At 70.5% G+C, this 16,145-nt stretch carries 15 protein-coding genes; 3 read left to right on the top strand and 12 right to left on the bottom strand.

All coding sequences use genetic code 11. From position 1 onward, the window contains the following. Positions 1-19: 19 nt before the first annotated feature. A complete protein-coding gene (locus tag ABZ664_RS00510; protein WP_362501167.1) occupies positions 20-319 on the bottom strand; it encodes a hypothetical protein in 300 nt (99 codons plus the stop codon). 179 nt (positions 320-498) lie between these two features. Between ABZ664_RS00510 and ABZ664_RS00505 the strand changes: the two genes are divergently transcribed. The 3 genes from ABZ664_RS00505 to ABZ664_RS00495 all read left to right on the top strand — a co-directional run bounded on the left by ABZ664_RS00505 (position 499) and on the right by ABZ664_RS00495 (position 2,692). Further along, on the top strand, positions 499-1,053 hold the full coding sequence (locus ABZ664_RS00505) for a CGNR zinc finger domain-containing protein (RefSeq protein ID WP_362501165.1): 555 nt from the start codon (positions 499-501) through the stop codon (positions 1,051-1,053). Positions 1,054-1,185: 132 nt separating this feature from the next. Beyond that, the gene (locus ABZ664_RS00500) at positions 1,186-1,797 is read left to right on the top strand and encodes a GNAT family N-acetyltransferase (RefSeq protein WP_362501163.1); all 612 of its coding nucleotides are present in this window, start codon (positions 1,186-1,188) and stop codon (positions 1,795-1,797) included. A 25-nt stretch (positions 1,798-1,822) separates the two neighbouring features. Then, complete coding sequence (locus ABZ664_RS00495; RefSeq protein ID WP_362501161.1) at positions 1,823-2,692, top strand: 1,4-dihydroxy-2-naphthoate polyprenyltransferase; 870 nt, start codon at positions 1,823-1,825, stop codon at positions 2,690-2,692. Positions 2,693-2,729: 37 nt separating this feature from the next. Here the strand turns inward: ABZ664_RS00495 and ABZ664_RS00490 are convergent, their stop codons facing one another. The 11 genes from ABZ664_RS00490 to infB form a co-directional block, all read right to left on the bottom strand. Beyond that, positions 2,730-3,239: a GNAT family N-acetyltransferase gene (locus tag ABZ664_RS00490; protein WP_362501159.1), complete on the bottom strand. Its 510-nt coding sequence runs from the start codon at positions 3,237-3,239 to the stop codon at positions 2,730-2,732. Positions 3,240-3,438: 199 nt separating this feature from the next. Continuing rightward, the gene (gene dapB / locus ABZ664_RS00485; RefSeq protein ID WP_362501157.1) at positions 3,439-4,176 is read right to left on the bottom strand and encodes a 4-hydroxy-tetrahydrodipicolinate reductase; all 738 of its coding nucleotides are present in this window, start codon (positions 4,174-4,176) and stop codon (positions 3,439-3,441) included. 130 nt (positions 4,177-4,306) lie between these two features. Next, entirely contained in the window at positions 4,307-5,620 is a 1,314-nt protein-coding gene (locus tag ABZ664_RS00480) for a pitrilysin family protein (RefSeq protein WP_362502208.1), read from the bottom strand. Then, on the bottom strand, positions 5,620-7,974 hold the full coding sequence (locus tag ABZ664_RS00475) for a polyribonucleotide nucleotidyltransferase (RefSeq protein WP_362501155.1): 2,355 nt from the start codon (positions 7,972-7,974) through the stop codon (positions 5,620-5,622). The genes ABZ664_RS00480 and ABZ664_RS00475 overlap by 1 nt, the downstream gene beginning before the upstream one ends. Positions 7,975-8,298: 324 nt before the next feature. After that, complete coding sequence (rpsO, locus tag ABZ664_RS00470) at positions 8,299-8,568, bottom strand: 30S ribosomal protein S15 (RefSeq protein WP_350944705.1); 270 nt, start codon at positions 8,566-8,568, stop codon at positions 8,299-8,301. 370 nt (positions 8,569-8,938) lie between these two features. Next, positions 8,939-9,892 (bottom strand): bifunctional riboflavin kinase/FAD synthetase, encoded by a 954-nt coding sequence (locus ABZ664_RS00465; RefSeq protein WP_362501152.1) that lies wholly within the window; start codon positions 9,890-9,892, stop codon positions 8,939-8,941. Between the two features lie 144 nt (positions 9,893-10,036). Beyond that, positions 10,037-10,945, bottom strand: a complete 909-nt coding sequence (gene truB / locus ABZ664_RS00460) for a tRNA pseudouridine(55) synthase TruB (protein ID WP_362501150.1) — start codon at positions 10,943-10,945, stop codon at positions 10,037-10,039. A gap of 30 nt (positions 10,946-10,975) precedes the next feature. Then, positions 10,976-11,983: a bifunctional oligoribonuclease/PAP phosphatase NrnA gene (locus ABZ664_RS00455; RefSeq protein ID WP_362501148.1), complete on the bottom strand. Its 1,008-nt coding sequence runs from the start codon at positions 11,981-11,983 to the stop codon at positions 10,976-10,978. Continuing rightward, positions 11,980-12,468 (bottom strand): 30S ribosome-binding factor RbfA, encoded by a 489-nt coding sequence (gene rbfA / locus ABZ664_RS00450; protein ID WP_362501146.1) that lies wholly within the window; start codon positions 12,466-12,468, stop codon positions 11,980-11,982. Before rbfA ends, ABZ664_RS00455 begins: the two co-directional genes overlap by 4 nt. 68 nt (positions 12,469-12,536) lie before the next feature. Further along, the gene (locus tag ABZ664_RS00445; protein ID WP_350944711.1) at positions 12,537-12,836 is read right to left on the bottom strand and encodes a DUF503 domain-containing protein; all 300 of its coding nucleotides are present in this window, start codon (positions 12,834-12,836) and stop codon (positions 12,537-12,539) included. Positions 12,837-12,948: 112 nt separating this feature from the next. Further along, complete coding sequence (infB, locus tag ABZ664_RS00440) at positions 12,949-16,107, bottom strand: translation initiation factor IF-2 (protein WP_362501144.1); 3,159 nt, start codon at positions 16,105-16,107, stop codon at positions 12,949-12,951. Positions 16,108-16,145 lie beyond the last annotated feature (38 nt).

Here is a 16,145-nt window from a genome sequence, read left to right as displayed (position 1 = left end):
CGAACCCCCGCGAGGGCGGTCAGGTGGCCGCGAAGACCTCGTGGTGGGTGACCATGAGCTCTCGCTCGACCAGGAAGCGGTCGTCCTCTTCATAGAAGACGGCGCGCGACGGATCCTCCCCCGCGAAGGCGGTGATCGCCTCCCATGACTCCCAGAGCGAGGTCAGCAGGAACTCGGACCGCTCCCCCACGTCCCGGCGGGTGAAGCACACCCCCCGGTTGCCCTTGGTCGAGGCGTAGCCGACGTATCCCGTGGCCAGCAGGTATCTCTCATAGGCGGCGGCGTCCTCGGCGCGGGTCCAGCCTCTCCACATTCTCATGATCATGGTTTCTCCTCCGGTACGGCGTGCGCCTGCCGGCCTCCTTGAACGCGAGATAGGCCAGGTACCACATGCACGCCCCCTCTTAAAACACCATCTATCACGTTATGCAGGTGTTGAAAGTAACACAACCCCCTAATGCCGTACAGTGGTTGCGAAGAGGGAAGAGGTGACACGCCATGGACAACCCCTCCGACCTGGTGATCGACTTCGTGAACACGTACGACGTCGAGGAGCGGACCGACTCGATCCCCTCTCCCGCCGCGCTCACCGCCTGGCTGGGCGGGCGAGACCTGATCGGCCCCGGGGACACCGCCGACGAGCGGGATCTGGCGACGGCCGTCGATCTTCGCGAGGCACTCCGCGAGGCACTCCGCCACAACCACGACCGCCCCGGCAAGACCGGCGACGGTCACGAGGCCGGGCTGTCGATGCCCTTCGCCACCCTCCCGCTGCGCGTCGCCCTCACCGCCGAGGGGCCGGTGCTCGAACCGGTCGCGACGGGGGTGCCCGGAGGGTTGGCCGGGATCGTCGCCGCCGTGATGGACGCCCGTTCCGGCGGGATGTGGCCGCGCCTGAAGGTCTGCACCGAGAGCACCTGCCAGTGGGCGTTCGTCGACTCCTCCAAGAACCGCTCACGCTCGTGGTGTTCCATGAAGGTCTGCGGCAACCGTACGAAGACAAGGGCATATCGGGCCCGACGGCAGATGGAGCCGGGTTCACGTCATCTCTGAGTCGGATTCCCCGATACGGTGTAAGAGCCTGTCTCACGGATCCACCCGCCTGATGCCCGCTCGCGTGGCACGAGATCCATGAGACAGCGCGTTTCGAGGCGACGGCAGACGGCAGAGAAGGAGCGGGCCGAGATGGCAGACGTAGGCGTGCGGGCGGCTCGGCACGATGATGTCGCCGCGGTGACGGGCACCCAGATCCGCGCGTGGAGATACGGCTACCGGGACTTCCTTCCCGAAGGACCGCTGGAGCAGATGACCGGCCCCGCGGCCGAGAACATGTGGCGGCAGCAGTGGGACGACGCGATCACCTCGCCGCCCAGCCGCCGGCACCGCGTGCTGGTGGCCGTGGAGCAGGTCGTCCTCGACACCGACGCCTTCCCGGCGCTCGGCCCTGGCGGCATCGAGGCCATGGCCGCGCTGCAGGGCGCGGAGAAGATCGCCGGTCTGGCGTCACACGCCCCGGCGGAGGATCCCGACCTCGACCCGACCACCGCCGGAGAGATGCTCACCTTCCTGATCGACCCCGACCACGTCCGGCGCGGCCACGGCAGCAGGCTGCTGAACGCCACGGTCGACTACCTCCGTGACGACGGCTACCACACCATTGTGACCTGGGTCTTCGCCGAGAACTACGCGGTGCGGGGCTTCCTGGAGTCCGCCGGGTGGGGCGCCGACGGGGCCGAGCGGGTCATCGACATGGGCCGTACGGTGCGGATGATCCGCCTGGCGACCGACATCAGCTAGAGCCGGAGAGGAACGCCGCAACGCCATGGCCACCCCGAGCCAGTGGATCGCCGGAGCACGCCCGCGCACCCTCCCCGCCGCCGTCGTCCCCGTCGCGATCGGCACCGGAGTCGCGATCGGATACGGCGGAGGGGTGTGGTGGCGGGCACTGCTGGCCCTGTTCGTGGCCCTCGCCCTTCAGGTGGGCGTCAACTACGCCAACGACTACAGCGACGGGGTGCGCGGCACCGACTCCGACCGGGTCGGTCCGATGCGCCTGGTCGGCTCGGGCGCCGCGCCCCCTCGTCAGGTCCTCCTCGCGGCCCTCGCCTGCTTCCTCGCCGCCGCGGTGGCCGGACTGGTGCTCGTCGCGGTCACCGGGGCCTGGTGGCTGCTGCTGGTCGGCGCGGCGGCGATCGCCGCGGCCTGGTTCTACACCGGCGGCTCCAGCCCGTACGGCTACCGGGCGCTGGGCGAGGTCTCGGTCTTCGTGTTCTTCGGCCTGGTGGCGGTGACGGGCACCACCTACGTCCAGCTCGAACACCTGCCCTGGCTCGCGGTGGCGGCCGCTGTCCCGGCCGGCCTGCTGGCCTGTGCGATGCTCGTGGTCAACAACCTGCGCGACATCGTGACCGACGGCCCCGCGGGCAAGCGCACCATGGCCGTGGTGCTCGGTGACACCCGCACCCGCGTCCTCTACACCCTCTGCCTCGTCCTGCCCCTGGTCATCGCGCTCGCGCTCGCGCCGTGGCGGCCCTTCGCGGCCCTGGCACTGCTCGCCGCCCCGCTCGCCATCGCCCCGGTCAAGGCGGTCCGGGCGGGCGCCACAGGCCCGGCGCTCATCGCGACGCTCCAGCAGACGGGCCGCTTCCAGCTCGTGTACGGCCTGCTGCTCACCGTCGGCCTCGCCCTCTGACCTTTGAAGCTCCCCGGCCTCACCCGACCGGGACCCTTCACAGGATCCGGCGCATCACGACGCGGGGGACGATCTCGATACCCAGTTCCCGCTCGTGGCGCACCAACTCGGCCATCTCCGGCCCCCACTCGGCCGGGTCGAGCACGACGAAGCCGCGCCGGGCGTACCAGGGTGCGTTCCAGGACACGTCGCGGTAGGTCGTCAGCGTCACGGCGGCGAAGCCGGTCGAGGCCGCGTGCTCGCAGACGGCCTCCAGCAGGCGCCCACCGGCACCCCTGCGCCCATGGTCGGGATGGACGGCCAGCTGGTCGAGGTGGAGTTGCCCGTCGACCAGGCCGACCATGGCGAACCCGATCGGCGGGTCACCCGCGACGAGCACCCGGCCGGGGTCCTCGGTCTCCTCGATCATCGTGGTCCCCGGCGGGAAGGTGATCCCGACCTCGGCGAACAGCCCGTCGGCCGCCAGCTCCACCGCCGCCAGTCCGGCCAACTCCTCCGACCGCGCCCAGCGAACCTCGGTCGAAGTCGAAGATCGAGTGCTTGTCATAGAACTGGAGGGTACAGCGGCATCACTCGCAGATCATCAGGGTTAACCGGTGCGAGGTGATGCCCCAGCGGCTGTCGAGCCTGCCCGTCTCCTTGCGGAACTCCGTGCCGCGACAGAGCGGGCAGGCAGCTCAGGGTGCGTCATACTCGCACGACGAGCGGCGCCAGGCCCTGGGTTCCAGGGCCTGCGGAGCTGGTGCTCAGAGGTCGAGAAGAGGCTCCAGGCCGACGGTCAGGCCGGGCAGCTCACGGACCCGGCGCACTCCCAGGAGCACGCCCGGCGTGAACGACGAGCGGTTCATGGTGTCGTGGCGGATGGTGAGGATCTCGCCGTCGCCGCCCAGGATCACCTCCTGGTGGGCGATGAGCCCGGCCAGCCGCACCGCGTGCACCCGGACCCCGTCGACGTCGGCACCGCGGGCCCCGTCGAGCTCCGTGCTGGTGGCGTCGGGCATCGGCGCGGAGCCCGCCTTGCGCCGGGCATCGGCGATCAGCTCGGCCGTGCGGCGGGCGGTGCCCGAGGGCGCGTCGGCCTTGTTGGGGTGGTGCAGCTCGACGATCTCGGCCGACTCGAAGTAGCGGGCGGCCTGCTGGGCGAAGTGCATCATGAGCACGGCCGCGATGCCGAAGTTGGGGGCGATCAGCGCGTTGACGCCGGGGTTGGCGTCCAGCCAGCTCTTGACGGTCGCCAGCCGCCCGGCGTCGAAGCCGGTGGTGCCGACCACCGGGTGGATGCCGTGGGAGACGCACCATTCGAGGTTGCCCATCACGACGTCGGGGTGGGTGAAGTCGACCACCACCTCGGCGCCTTCCAGCGCCTCGATCGGGTCGCCCTGGTCGACGGCCGCGACCAGCTCCAGATCGTCCGCCGCCTCGACGGCCCTGCACACTTCGACACCGACGCGCCCTCGGGCGCCGAGAACTCCAACCCTGATCACGGCCCCAAGGCTATACCGTGTGGGCCCGCCGGGCTGTCGCGGACCACCGGGTCCGGCCCTCCAGGAGCGCCCCCGGAGACATGGGCGGCCCCGGCGCGGGAGGCGCCGGGGCCGCTGACAGACGGGGTCCTCAGCCGGTGACGACCGCGCTGAAGTCCCTGTCCTCCTCGTAGGGGCCGATGACCGCGAGGGACATCGGGCGGGTGAGGACGTCCGAGGCGACCTCGGCGATCTGCTCCGGGGTCACCGCGTCGATCCTGACGAGCAGGTCGTCGACGGAGAGCAGCTCGTCGAAGACCAGCTCGCCCTTGCCGATCCTGGACATCCGGGAGCCGGTGTCCTCCAGGCCGAGCACGAGACCGCCGCGCATCTGGCCCTTGCCGCGGACGATCTCCTCCTCGGTGATGCCGTCGGTGACCACGCGGAGCACCTCCTCGCGGCAGATCTTCAGCACGTCGTCGATCTTCGACGGCAGGCAGCCGACGTAGATGCCGAACTGGCCGGTGTCGGCGAGGGCGGAGGTGTAGGAGTACGCCGAGTAGGCCAGGCCCCTCTTCTCCCTGATCTCCTGGAACAGCCGCGAGGACATGCCGCCACCGAGCGCCGCGTTGAGCACCCCGAGCGCGAAGCGGCGCTCGTCGGTGCGGGTCAGCGCGGTCGTGCCGAGGACCAGGTTCGCCTGCTCGGTCGGCCGGTGGACCACCCGCGTGCCGGAGCGCAACTCCACGCCGGGCCCCGACACGCGCGGGGGCACCGGCGAGGCGTCCCCGCCCAGGGCCCCGGCCCGCTCGTAGGCGGCGGCGACGAGAGCCACGACCCGCTCGTGGTCGACGTTGCCCGCCACCGACACCACGGTGTGGGTCGGCAGGTAGAAACGCCGGTAGTACTCGGCGATCCGGTCGCGGGTGACCGCGGTGATCGAGTCGACCGTGCCGAGGATCGGCCTGCCGACCGGCGTGTCACCGTACAGCTCCGCGGAGAACTGCTCGTGCACCACGTCGGAGGGGTCGTCGTCGTGCATGGCGATCTCCTCCAGGATCACGCCACGCTCGGCCTCGACGTCCTCCTCGGTGATGAGCGAGGAGGTCACCACGTCGGCGAGCACGTCGATCGCCACCTGCAGGTCCTCGTCGAGGACCCGCGCGTAGTAGCAGGTGTACTCCTTGGCGGTGAAGGCGTTGATCTCACCGCCGATGCCCTCGATGGCCGCGGAGATCTCCAGGGCGTCCCGTGTCGGCGTGCCCTTGAACAGCAGGTGCTCAAGGAAGTGGGAGGAGCCCATGTGCTGGGGGGACTCGTCTCTCGATCCGATGCCGACCCACATGCCGACCGCGACGGAACGCACGGTCGGCATGGACTCGGTCACCACCCGGAGCCCACCGGGAAGGACGGTGCGCTTCACGACCCCGGCGCCGTCCTTGCCGGGGTGCAGAGTGGTGGTGATCACGAGTTGCGGTCTTCCCCTCCGCCGCCACCGCGGTTGCCACCGCCGCTGTTGCTGCTGCGGGTGCGGGTGCGGCGGGGCCGCTCCTCGCGGGGCCGCTCGTCGGCGGCGGACGCCTCGGCCGCCGGGGCAGCCGAGGTCGCCGAGGACTCGGTGTCGCCGGACTCGGCCTTGGCCGCGGCCTCCTTCTCGATGACCTCGACGGGCACCAGGGAGAGCTTGCCGCGGGAGTCGATCTCGGCGATCTCCACCTGGACCTTCTCGCCGACGTTCATGACGTCCTCGACGTTCTCGATGCGCTTGCCGCCGTGCAGCTTGCGGATCTGGGAGACGTGCAGGAGGCCGTCCTTGCCCGGCATGAGGGAGATGAAGGCGCCGAAGGCGGCGATCTTGACGACCGTGCCCAGGTAGCGCTCGCCGACCTCCGGCATGTGCGGGTTCGCGATGGCGTTGATCGCCGACCTGGCCGCCTCGGCGGACGGGCCGTCGGTGGCGCCGATGTAGATGGTTCCGTCGTCTTCCAGGGTGATCTCGGCGCCGGTGTCGTCCTGGATCTGGTTGATCATCTTGCCCTTCGGGCCGATGACCTCTCCGATCTTGTCCACCGGGATCTTGATCGTGATGATGCGCGGGGCCGTCGCGTTCATCTCCGCCGGGGAGTCGATGGCCTCCTGCATCACGTCGATGATCGCCAGACGGGCGCCCTTGGCCTGCCTCAGCGCGGCCGACAGCACGGAGGCCGGGATGCCGTCCAGCTTCGTGTCGAGCTGGAGCGCGGTGATGACGTCCTTGGTGCCGGCGACCTTGAAGTCCATGTCGCCCATCGCGTCCTCGGCGCCGAGGATGTCGGTCAGCGTGACGTACTGGTCACCCTCGTTGATGAGGCCCATCGCGATGCCCGCGACGATGCCCTTGAGCGGGACACCCGCGTCGAGCAGCGCCATCGTCGAGGCGCAGACCGACCCCATCGAGGTCGAACCGTTGGAGCTCAGCGCCTCGGAGACCTGGCGGATCGCGTAGGGGAACTCCTCGCGCGCCGGCAGCACCGGCAGCAGCGCCCGCTCGGCGAGCGCGCCGTGACCGATCTCGCGCCGCTTGGGCGAGCCCACCCGGCCGGTCTCACCGGTGGAGTAGGGGGGGAAGTTGTAGTTGTGCATGTAGCGCTTGGTGCGCTCGGGGTTGAGCGTGTCGATCATCTGCTCCATACGGAGCATGTTGAGCGTGGTGATGCCCAGGATCTGGGTCTCACCGCGCTCGAACAGGGCCGAGCCGTGCACCCGGGGCACGACGTGGACCTCGGCACCGAGCTGCCTGATGTCCTTGACGCCCCGGCCGTCGATGCGGACGCCCTCGGCGATGACCCGCTCGCGCATGAGCTTCTTGGTCAGCGACCGGAACGCGGCGCCGAGCTCCTTCTCGCGGCCCTCGAAGTCGGGGCCGACCTTCTCCAGTACCAGGGCCTTGACCCTGTCGAGCTCGATCTCGCGCTCCTGCTTGCCGGCGATGGTGAGCGCGGCGGCGAGCTCGCTGCGCACCGCGCCGGTCACGGCCTCCAGGACGTCGTCCTGGTAGTCGAGGAACAGCGGGTATTCGGCGGTCTCCTTGGCGGCGACCTTCGCGACCTTGGCCTGCGCCTCGCACAGCACCTTGATGAACGGCTTGGCGGCCTCAAGGCCCTGGGCCACGGTCTCCTCGGTCGGAGCCACCGCACCCTCGGCGACGAGCTTGAGCGTGTCGCGGGTGGACTCGGCCTCGACCATCATGATCGCGACGTCGCCGTCGTCCAGGACCCGGCCCGCGACCACCATGTCGAAGGTGGCACTGGCCAGCTCGGTGTTGGTCGGGAAGGCGACCCACTGGCCCTCGATCAGCGCGACGCGGACGCCGCCGATCGGACCGGAGAACGGCAGCCCGGCGAGCTGGGTGGACAGGGACGCGGCGTTGATCGCCACGACGTCGTACAGGTGCTCGGGGTGGAGCGCCATGATGGTGGCGACCACCTGGATCTCGTTGCGCAGGCCCTTGACGAACGAGGGGCGCAACGGCCGGTCGATCAGACGGCAGGTGAGGATGGCGTCCTCGGAGGGACGGCCCTCACGCCGGAAGAACGAGCCGGGAATGCGGCCCGCGGCGTACATTCGCTCCTCGACGTCCACCGTGAGGGGGAAGAAGTCGAGGTTCTCCTTGGGATTCTTGGACGCGGTGGTCGCTGAGAGGACCATCGTGTCGTCGTCGAGATAGACGACGGCGGAACCCGCCGCCTGGCGCGCGAGCCGCCCGGTCTCGAACCGGATGGTACGTGTGCCGAATGAGCCGTTGTCGATGACGGCTTCGCTGCTGTGGACACCCTCCACGGGGGACCTCCTTGTGGATCGGTCGCCCGCGTCCGGCCAGACGCACGTGTCGCGCCTGGTTCGTCGTGTTTTGCCGGCTCCCCGTAGGTGCAGCGCCGGTCTTCGATCGAAGCGCCCGGTTCCGTATGGCTTTGTGCCATGATGACCGGGGGCCACTACCGAGGACCGGCCCTCCGACGCCGTGGGGCGCGCTTGCTTGCGGACGCGGGGCACTGTCTCGGCTATTCAGTTTGCTCACCGGGGCGGCGTCTTCGTGGCGCGACGCGCCGACATCGTCCCCCATGAGAGATGAGGGAGCGGCGCGAACGCCACTCCCCCACAACACTATCGGCGCAGGCCGAGCCGCTCGATGAGCGAGCGGTAGCGCGCGATGTCCTTGCTCTGCAGGTACTTCAGCAGCCGACGGCGGCGGCCGACGAGCAGCAGCAGGCCACGGCGGCTGTGGTGGTCGTGCTTGTGCACCTTCAGGTGCTCGGTGAGCTCGCTGATGCGCTTGCTCAGCAGCGCGATCTGCACCTCGGGGGAACCGGTGTCGGTCTCACCCTTGGCGTAGTCACCGATGATCTTCTTCTTTGCTGCGGTGTCGAGAGACACTTTTCTCCTTGAACCTCTGCGGGCACGCGCAATTCCGGCTCCCCGAACGACCGTGCGTGCCTACAGTCGCCGTGGCGAGATCAGCACCGGGATCATACGACACCGGTTACAGAGCTGACATGCCAGGCTACCACCGGCTTCGCGACCCCCGCACATCCTGTGAGAGTGCGGCGAGCCTCACCCGAAACCCCTACAGGACCGGCATTTCGGGCCCCGAGGTCCACGTGACGTGAGGGCCGTGTGACACGAGGGCCAGGCGGGACCGGGCATAAGATCGGGCATGGGATCGGAATTCCGGGATCCGGGGTCGGCGTGGCATGAGGGCCGGACGGGACCAGCGCGGAAACCCCGTGGGGACCTGCGGGGAAAGTCAGCTCGTCAAGCGCCGGACCTCGTCCACGTCGGCGTGGATCTGCGCGACGAGAGCCTCGATCGAGTCGAACCTGGTGTTGCCGCGCAGCCTCGGCCCGAAGTCGACGGCCACGTGCGCGCCGTAGAGATCGAGGTCGTCGCGGTCGAGGGCGTACGCCTCGACGGTGCGGGGCACTCCCTCGAAGGTCGGGTTGGTGCCCACGGAGATCGCCGCGGGCCAGCGCTCGCCACCGTACACCGCGGGCAGGTTGCCGGTCTCGACCCCCTGCAGCCAGCCGGCGTAGACGCCGTCCGCGGGGATGGCGGTGAACTCCGGTGACTCCAGGTTCGCCGTCGGGAAACCCAGCTGCCGGCCGCGCTGGTAACCGCGGACGACCACGCCCTCGACCCGGTGCGGGCGGCCGAGCGTCTGCCTGACCGCCTCCATGTCGCCGGAGGCGATCTGCTCGCGGATCAGGGTGGAGGAGATCGTCTCCCCGTCACTGACCAGCGGGACCGCCTCGGCCACGAAGTCGTACTTCTCCCCCAGGGTGCGCAGCGTCTCCACGTCGCCGGAGGCCTTGTGGCCGAAGCGGAAGTTCTCCCCCACCACGACCCCGGCGGCGTGCAGCCGGTCGACGAGGACGGTCTGCACGAACTCGTCCGGGCTCATCTGGGAGAACTCCAGCGTGAACGGCAGGACGCACACCGCGTCGACGCCCAGACCAGCGAGGAGCTCGGTGCGGTGCCTCGCCGTCGTCAGTCTCGGAGGGTGCGTGCCCGGCCGCACGACCTCCTCAGGATGCGGGTCGAAGGTCACCACCACCGAGGGCACCCCGAGACGAGCGGCCATCGCGACGGCACGGGCCACCATCTGCTGGTGCCCGCGGTGAACGCCGTCGAAGACGCCGATCGTGACGACGGACCTGCCCCAGTCTTCGGGCACGTCGTCCAATCCGTGCCAGCCTCGCACCGTAGCCTCTTCCCTCGTAGCGGATGAACCCCTAAAGCCTGCCATGCTCTGAGTCCTTCCCCCCAATCGGGGAGCCCCTTGCCCGTGGCGCGCCCCTCGCCGCGAAAGGCCCGGGACAACGCCCGAAACAACGACGGACAGCCGTCAGGGGACGAAGACGGCCAGGGACCTGGCGACCTGGCCGCGCTCCTCCACCAGCGCCACCAGGGTGCCGTCGGGGGCGAACACCCCGATCGGCCCGCTCCCCGCGCCCAGTGCGGGCAGCCGCCCGCCGTGCGCGACGGTGGCCGCCTCCTCGGCGGTCACGTCCCGGCGGGGAAAGGCCGCCGCGACCGCGTCGGCCATCGGCAGGATCACGCACTCGGCGGCGAGGTGCTCCAGGGTGTGGGCCACCGACAGGTCGTAGGGGCCCACCCGGGTACGGCGCAGGGCGGTCAGATGGCCGCCGACGCCCAGGTCGGCGCCGAGATCACGGGCGAGCGCACGAATGTAGGTGCCACTGGAACAGGACACCGAGGCGTCGACGTCGACGAGTTCGCCGAGATTACCGTGCCGGCGCACGGCGGTGATCTCGAAGCTCGACACGGTCACCTGGCGAGCCTTGAGGTCGACCTCCTCCCCCGCCCTGGCCCGTTTGTAGGCCCGCTCGCCGTTCACCTTGATCGCGCTGACCTGCGGCGGGATCTGCATGATCGGGCCGGTCAACGTGGCGACGCCCTTCCTGACGTCCTCCTCGGCGACCTGCGCCGCCGACACCGACGCGGTGATCTCGCCCTCGGCGTCGTCGGTGTTGGTGGTCTGGCCGAGGCGGATCGTGGCGTCGTAGCCCTTCTCGGTGAGCGCGAGGTGGCCGAGCAGGCGGGTGGCCTTCTCGACACCGACCACCAGCACGCCGGTGGCCATCGGGTCGAGGGTGCCCGCGTGGCCGACCTTGCGAGTGCCCGCGATGCCGCGGAGCTTGGCCACCACGTCGTGCGAGGTCCACTCGGCGGGCTTGTCAACGATGATCAGTCCGCTCGGCGGCGGGGTGCGCTTGGCGCGAGCCGTACTCATTGTGGTCCTTACAAGCGTGCGGTGAAGGGCTTACAGCAGTGCCCGGAGACTCGCGATCGTCTCCTCGACAGGCTGGTGAGAGGTGAAACCCGCCGCCTTGGCGTGCCCGCCGCCCCCCAACGCGACGCTGACGCGCGAGACGTCCACCCCGCCCTTGGAGCGCATGGAGACCTGCCAGACGCCGTCGTCGTCCTCCTTGAGAATCGTGGCGACGTCCGCCTCGTCGGTGCGCCGGATCACGTCGATCATCCCCTCGACCTCGTCGTAGGGCAGCCCGTACGCGGCGCGGTCGGCTCGGGTGACGAACGTCCAGACCAGGCCACCGCCCACCTCGGGCTCCAGCCGCACCCTGTCGAGCACGACGCCGAGCACCTTCAGGTAGCCGAACGGAGAACGGTCCCACAGCTCGCGGGAGATCTTCTCGGGATCGAGCCCGGTGTCGAGCAGCCGGGCGGCCATCGCGTGCGCCACCGGGGTGGTGGAGGAGTGCCTGAAGGAGCCGGTGTCGGTGACGAGCCCGACGTACAGGCAGGTCGCGATGTCCTTGTCGATCGGCAGGCCGAGCCTGTGGATCAGCTCCTCGGCGAGCACGGCGGTGGCCGCGGCGTCGGGATCGACCAGGTTGAGGGTGCCGAACCCGGTGTTGGACGGGTGGTGGTCCAGCACGACCAGCTCGTTCGCCTTGACCGTGTTGCCGGTCAGCACGCCGAGACGCCCGACGGTGGGGACGTCGAAGGTGACCATCACCTCGGGCGCGGCGGGGTAGTGCGCGGGGTCGGCCAGCAGCTCCTGCCCCGGCAGGAAACGCAGCAGCCTGGGCACACTGAAGCGCCGGTCGCCGAAGGAGGCGGTGACCCGCTTGCCCGCCGCGCGTAGTGCGAGCCCGACGGCGAGCATGGAGCCGAGCGCGTCACCGTCGGGCGAGACGTGACAGGCGAGCGCGATCTCGTCCGCGGCGGAGATGAGCTCGACGGCCCGTGCCCAGTCTCGACCGGACACCGGGCCCACCGAGCCGTCGTCACGCGAGGCGGGCCTCACGTCGCGGAGCGTCCCGCGCGTTCCGGGGATTCGTCTTCCTCGTCCCCGGAGTCGTCGCCGTCTTCCCTGTCCTCGGGCCTGCGGTAGGGATCGGCGTCCCCGGCGTGCGACGCCCCTTCGGCCCGCTTGGCGATCTCCACGTCCCTGGCCTTCGCCTCGGCGAGCAGATCCTCCAGATGACGGGCGGTGTCAGGGAGCGGGTCGTGGGTGAACGTCAGCGTCGGCGTGTGGCGCAGCCCCGTCTGGCGGCCCACCTCCGAGCGGATGAGCCCCTTGGCGCTCTCCAGTGCCATGGCGGAGTCGGCCCGCTCGGCCTCGGAGCCGAACACGGTGTAGAACACCGTGGCCTCGCCCAGGTCGTTGGTGATGCGCGTGTCCGTCACGGTCACGAACCCCAGCCTGGGGTCCTTGATGCGGCGCTCCAGCATCTCCGCCACGATCTGCTGGATCCGATCGGCGATCTTGCGCGCGCGTGCGGCGTCCATAACTCCCCCCTTCTCACGGGGATGGCCGGTGGCGGTAGGGGTCCTTCCGCGACCGGCCGTCTCCGTATCTAGTCTTCGTCCTCGTTGTAGAGCCGATGTCTGGCGGACAGCAACTCGATCTCCGGGTGGAAGGCGATCAGGCGCTCGCAGTCGTCGAGCACCTCACCGCAGTTGGCGGCGGTGGCGGAGACGACCGCGATCCCGATCTCGGTACGGCGATGCAGGTCAAGGTGACCGGTCTCCGCGACGGCCACATTCGGGAACCGTCGCCGCACCTCCGCGACGATGGGACGCACCACCGAGCGCTTCTGCTTCAGCGAGTGGACGTCGCCGAGCAGGATGTCCAATGTCAGTGCACCTACATACATGATGGGTCACTCGCCACGATCGACACCGTGCCACGGGCTCGGGTCCCGCCCACCGGCCGCGCACCCGAGGGTGCGCGGCCGGTGGAACGGTTTCCCTGCCTGTCGAGAGGCATCAGGTTCGCGGCTTCTCCCGCATCTCGAAGGTCTCGATGACGTCATCGATCTTGATGTCGTTGTAGCCGACACCGATACCGCACTCGAACCCATCGCGGACCTCGGTCGCGTCTTCCTTGAAACGGCGCAGCGAGGAGACGGTGAGGTTGTCGGAGATGACGACCCCGCCGCGGATGATCCGGGCCTTGCTGTTGCGGACGATCGTGCCCGAACGGACCAGCGCACCGGCGATGTTGCCGATCTTCGGCACCTTGAAGACCTCGCGGACTTCGGCGGTGCCCATCTGGACCTCTTCGAACTCCGGCTTGAGCATGCCCTTGAGGGCCGCCTCGATCTCCTCGATCGCCTGGTAGATGACCGAGTAGTAGCGGATGTCGACGCCCTCGCGCTCGGCCAGATCGCGCGCCCTGACCTCGGGACGCACGTTGAAGCCGATGATGACGGCGTTGTCGTCGGCGACCGCCAGGTTGACGTCGTACTCGGTGATCGCACCGACGGCGCGGTGGAGCACCCGCAGGCGCACCTCGTCGCCGACATCGATCTTGAGCAGCGCGTCTTCCAGAGCTTCGACGGAACCGGAGACGTCACCCTTGATGATGAGCTTGAGCTCGTCGACCTGGCCCTTCTCCATCTCGCTGAAGAGCTCTTCGAGGGTGCGGCGGCGGCCGGACTTGGCCATGTCCGCGATGCGCTTGCGCGCGGCGCGCTGCTGGGCGATCTGGCGCGCCATCCGGTCGTCGGTGACGACGATGAAGTTGTCACCGGCTCCCGGCGTCGCGGTCAGACCGAGGACCTGCACCGGACGGGACGGGTCGGCCTCCGGGATCGCCTCGCCCTTGTCGTCGAGCATCGCCCGGACGCGGCCGAAGGCCTCGCCACAGACGATCGAGTCGCCGACACGGAGCGTGCCGCGCTGGACCAGCACGGTCGCGACCGGACCGCGGCCCTTGTCGAGGTGCGCCTCGATGGCGACGCCCTGGGCGTCCATCGTGGCGTTGGCCCGCAGGTCGAGCTCGGCGTCCGCGGTGAGCAGGATGGCCTCGAGCAGCTGCTCGATGCCGATCCCGTTCTTGGCGGAGATGTCGACGAACATCGTGGTGCCGCCGTACTCCTCGGCGACCAGACCGTACTCGGTGAGCTGGGCGCGCACCTTGCTCGGGTCCGCCCCCTCCTTGTCGACCTTGTTGACCGCGACGACGATCGGCACGTCGGCCGCCTGGGCGTGGTTGAGCGCCTCGATGGTCTGCGGCTTCACGCCGTCGTCGGCCGCGACGACCAGGACGGCGATGTCGGTCACCTTGGCACCTCGGGCACGCATGGCGGTGAACGCCTCGTGACCCGGGGTGTCGATGAAGGTGATCTTCCGCTCTTCGTCCTCGTGCGTGGTGGCGATCTGGTAGGCACCGATGTGCTGGGTGATGCCACCAGCCTCCCGCGCCACCTCGTTGGTGTTGCGGATGGCGTCGAGCAGCTTGGTCTTACCGTGGTCGACGTGACCCATGACGGTCACCACCGGCGGGCGCGCGACCAGGTCGGACTCGTCGCCCTCGTCCTCGCCGAACTCGATGTCGAAGGTCTCCAGGAGCTCGCGGTCCTCCTCCTCCGGGCTGACCACAAGCAGGTTGTAGTCGAGCTCGGCGGCGAGAAGCTGGAGCGTCTCCTCGTTGACCGACTGCGTGGCGGTCACCATCTCGCCCAGGTGCAGCATGATCTGCACCAGGGACGCCGGGATCGCGCCGATCTTGTCGGCGAAGTCCGACAGGGAGGCGCCGCGCGACAGGCGGATCGTCTGCCCGTTGCCGCGAGGAGCCTGCACGCCGCCGATCGCCGGGGCCTGCATGTTGTCGAATTCCTGACGCCGCTGGCGCTTGGACTTGCGACCGCGGGTCGGGCGTCCTCCGGGACGGCCGAACGCGCCCGCGGTGCCTCCACCGCGGCCACGGCCACCACCACCGGGACGACCGGCGAAACCGCCGCCGCCACCGGGGCCACCGGTTCCGGTGCCGGGACGACCCGCGCCGCCACCGCCACCCGGGCGACCGGCGAAGCCGCCGCCGCCACCGGGACGACCGCCGCCACCGGGACGGCCTGCGCCGCCACCCGGGCGACCGGCACCCGCACCGCCGCCGGGACGACCGGCGCCACCGCCGCCGGGACCGGCGGGCCGGCCCTGGGGCATCATCATCGGGCTGGGACGCGGACCACCCGGACGCGGGCCACCGGGACCACCGGCGCCGCCACCGGGACGCGGGCCACCGGCGCCGGGACCCGGACGCGGGCCACCCGATCCGGGCGGGCCGGAACGGGCGCCGGGCGGACGGGGACCGGCGTTGTCGCGGTCCTGGCGAGGACCGCGGTCCTCGCGGGGGCCGGGACGCGGACCCCTGTCGCCGGGACCGCCGTCACGGCCGGGACCACCGGGACCACCGGGGCCGCCACCGCGCGGCGGACGGGCCTGGCCCATGCCGCTCGCGTTCGAGGAGAACGGGTTGTTGCCGGGGCGCGGGCCGCGCGGACCCGGACGCGGGCCGGGCTTGGGCGCACCGGCACCGGGGGCACCGGCACCGGGCCTGGGGCCCGAGGGCGCTCCACCGGGACCGCCCGAGGGACGACCGCCCTCGGGGCGCGCCTCGGGGCGCTGTGCGGGACCCGGACGCGGAGCGGGCCTGGGACCCGGCTTGGGGCCGGGGGCCGCGGGGCGCCCGCTCTCGGTGCGGGGCGCCTCGAACCGCGGTGCCTGCACCTGCGGCGGCTGCTGACGCGGCGGCTGCGGGGGCTGGACCGGCGGAGCCGGAGGAACCACCGGCGGGGCCGCCTGCGGCGCGGGGGCCGCGGGGCGAGCCTGCACGGGCCCCGGTCGAGGACCCGGCCTGGGGGCCGGACCCGGCTTGGGGATGGATGTCGGCGCCGAGGTGGCACCGTTTGGCTGGCCGTCACCCGGCCGAGGGGCCGCCTGAGGCGGCCTGGGGCCTCTGCCCCTGTCGGACGAACCCTTACTGGGGCCGCCCAGAGCTTCCGTGAGCCTGCGGACTACCGGTGCTTCGATAGTCGAGGACGCCGAACGCACGAACTCGCCCATCTCCTGGAGCTTGGCCATCACGACCTTGCTCTCCACACCGAACTCCTTGGCGAGCTCGTATACCCGGACCTTCGCCACTGCACTCCCTTGTCTCGGCCCGGGAGGCGGTGCCGCCG

Origin of the sequence: Streptosporangium sp. NPDC006930, assembly GCF_040635605.1 — a bacterium.
Taxonomy (GTDB): Bacteria; Actinomycetota; Actinomycetes; order Streptosporangiales; family Streptosporangiaceae; genus Streptosporangium.
The sequence above is the reverse complement of the archived record's forward strand: the minus strand, read 5'-3'. Positions and strand labels throughout refer to the sequence as shown.